The organism is Streptomyces phaeochromogenes, from assembly GCF_001418655.1.
Taxonomy (GTDB): domain Bacteria; phylum Actinomycetota; class Actinomycetes; order Streptomycetales; family Streptomycetaceae; genus Streptomyces; species Streptomyces phaeochromogenes.
The window spans coordinates 1-3011 of sequence record NZ_LIQZ01000566.1; the positions used below are offsets into that span (position 1 = coordinate 1).

The 3011-nt window shown below is 72.7% G+C and carries 2 protein-coding genes and 1 pseudogene; 1 reads left to right on the top strand and 2 read right to left on the bottom strand.

Annotated elements, in window-relative coordinates; translation table 11 throughout:
* Positions 1–466, top strand: a 466-nt coding sequence (locus AOK17_RS45855) for an NPCBM/NEW2 domain-containing protein (RefSeq protein WP_206190950.1), incomplete at its 5' end; no start/stop codon positions are given.
* Here AOK17_RS45855 and AOK17_RS45860 read toward each other — a convergent pair.
* The coding region (locus AOK17_RS45860; protein WP_425424696.1) for an ATP-binding protein at positions 460–2583 on the bottom strand (2124 nt) is incomplete at its 5' end. The two genes, AOK17_RS45855 and AOK17_RS45860, sit on opposite strands and share 7 nt — an antisense overlap.
* A 2-nt stretch (positions 2584–2585) precedes the next feature.
* A pseudogene (locus tag AOK17_RS53130) lies at positions 2586–3011 on the bottom strand (AAA family ATPase); the annotation flags it as partial.

Consider the following 3011-nt stretch of genomic DNA (forward strand, 5'->3'; position numbering starts at 1 on the left):
GGCCCCGAAGCCACCCCCTCCGCCTGCGCCCCCGGCGGACTTCCAGTGGAACCAGCTGGACTACGGCGTCACCGGCGACGGCACCAAGCCCGAGATGCGGCTCGGCGAGAGCAGCTGGGTCTGGCAGCGGTACGGCATGTCGATCGCCGACAGGTCGTACGCGAACGGTGTCACCGTCCACGGCGCCTCCTCGGTCACCATCGATCTCAACCGCACGTGTTCCTCGTACGACGCGGTGGTCGGTGTCGACGACCTGACGATGGGGCTCGGTCAGGTGCGGTTCTCCGTGTTCGCGGACGGGGCCCGGATGTGGCAGTCGGGGCTGGTCCAGGGCGGTCAGGGCGCGGTGCCCGTGCATGTGGATCTGACCGGCAGGAAAACGATCCGCCTGGTCGTCGAGCCGCATTCGCCCTTCGACTCGGTGGCGTTGGCGGACTGGGCGGATTCACGGTTCCGGTGTCAGTGACTGCTGCTGCCGCTGCCCGTGGCTGTGGCTGTGGCCGTGGCTGACACTTCGGTGAGTTCCCGTAGGACGTCCTCCGGGGTGAGGGTCGCCCCGGTGCGCCGCTCGGAGTCGTACGCCCGTCGGCCCAGGTGGGACAGGGCGGTGGCCTCGATGCGGTCGAACTCCCGGCTGTAGGGCAACGGACGGGGGTGACCCTGGCGCCAGTGGGAGCCCGCGGCGAGGAGGCGGACCGCGCGCGCGTGGTCGTCGATGTCGCTGAAGACGCCCGCCGCCCGCTCGGCCAGCGTGGCGAGGACCACCTCCGAGCACGGCGCTGCCGCGGCCTCGCGCAGGGTGTCGACCAGCTTGCGCAGCCCGTGACCGGGGCTCGTCTCGACCGCGGTCAGCAGCGCGTCGAGGCCGTTCAGCGCGGCCAGGAACTGGGCCGGCGGTGTGCCACGCTCCATCTCCACGCGGGCCGCCCCGTGCAGCTCGCGGGCCTGTACGAAGTCCCGGTCGTCGAAGGCCATCTGCGACCGCATGAGAAGGACGAACGCCCTCGAGTCCGGCACCGCGTAGCGATCGGCCGCGGCCGTCGCCTCGTCCAGCGCCGCGAGAGCCTGCGCCCGGTCCCCCACGTAGTAGGCGATCTCGCCGAGGCGGGCGATGAGGAACGGCGTCTCCACATACGCCCCCACCTCGACCGCGAGCCGCATGGCGTCCTCGAACTCGCTCCTCGCCTCGTCGAAACGGCTGCGGGCCATGGCCGTCTCACCGCCCGCGCTGCTCACCTGGGCGAGCATCCAGCGGTCCCCCGTGCGCCGGGCGACGGTCCGCAGCTCCGCGAGGGTCTCGTCGACGCCATCCATACCGCCGGGGCTGTCCACGGCCACATGGACACCGAACAGCAGGGCCGCGCCGATCTCCCAGTCACCGCCGTGCTCCCGGCAGTTGGCCAGCGACCTCTCCATGTCGTCGCGGATGCCTTCGGTGTTGCCGAGAACGAACGCCATCAGCGGCCAGATGATGCCGGGGAACCGCGCCGCGTCCGGCCCGCCCCGCGCCATGGAGGTCCGCACGCCCCTGGCGTACTCCTGCGTCCGCTCGTCCTTCAGCGGGACCTGGCCGAGCTCCGCCCTCAGGAAGAGATCCAGTACGCGCAGTCTCATCCGGGGCCGGTGCGAGGGGTGATCCCTCTCGGCCCCGGGGTCGGCGAGGTAGGCCTCGACGTGGTCGACGCCGTCGAGCCGGGGCGTGCGGGAGGAGTCGCGGGAACGGGTGTCGAGCGCCGCGCCCAGGCGCAGGGCCTGGTCCGCCCAGGTCGCGCCCTCCCGGCGGAAGTTGCGCAGCCACCAGAACCAGCCCATGGCGAGGACGATGGCGCCCAACTCCGGCTCGTCGGCGGCGACGAGGCTCCGGTGGAGTGCCGCGCGGATGTTGTCCAGGTCGGACTCCAGCCGGCCGATCCACCGGAGCTGGTCGGCGGACCGCAGGAGCGGATCGGCCTCCTCGACCAGCGCGCGGACCCACGCGCGGTGCCGTCGCTCGGCCGTGGCGCGCAGCTCGGGGGTCTCGGCGGCGCGCTCCGCGGCGTACTCGTGGATCGTCTCCAGCATGCGGTAGCGCATACCGCTGATCCCTCGCCGGCAAGGCGTCGCGACGACCAGGGACTTGTCGACGAGCGCGCCGACGATCTCGGCCACGGGTCCGGTGCAGACGGCCTCGGCGGCGTCCAGGTCCCAGCCGCCCGCGAAGACGGAGACCTCGCGCAGGACGGTGCGCTCGGCCTCGTCGAGCAGGTCCCAGGACCAGTCGACGACCGCGCGCAGGGTCTGCTGGCGGGGCAGAACCGTGCGGCTTCCGGAGGTGAGGAGGCGGAAGCGGTCGTCGAGGCGGTCGGCGATCTGCCGCGGGGTGAGCATCCGCAGCCGGGCGGCGGCCAGCTCGATGGCCAGGGGCAGGCCGTCGAGGCGGCGGCAGATCTCGTCGACGGCGGCGGGGTCGTGGCCGACGTCGGCGTCCGGGTGCGCCGCGACCGCCCGCTCCAGGAAGAGGCGGTGCGCCGGGTCGGGGAGCAGGGGCTCGACCGGGCGCACGGACTCGCCGGGCACGCCCAGGGGTTCGCGGCTGGTGGCGAGNNGGTCTCGGCGAGCTCGGCCGCGGCACCGATCACATGTTCGCAGTTGTCAAGGATCAGGAGCTGGCTGCGCGGGGCGCAGTACTCGATGAGCAGGGCGACCGGGTCGTCCTGCTGCACCGTCATCTCGTGGGTCATCAGCACGGTCTCGCGCAGACCGAGGGCACTGACGACCGCGCTGGTCACCGCCTCCGGCCGGTCGAGCGGGGCGAGCTCGGCCAGCCATGCCTGCGGATGCCCGGCGGCGGCTTCCTCGGCGAGGCGGGTCTTGCCGGATCCGCCCGGTCCCGTGAGGGTGACGAGACGGACCCTGTGCAATTCGGAACGGATGGCGTCGAGTTCGGGTTCCCGGCCCACGAAGGAATTCAGGCGGGGGCGGATGTTGCCGGTGCGGTCGGCTCTTGAGGGGGTGGTGGGGGTGTACGGGTC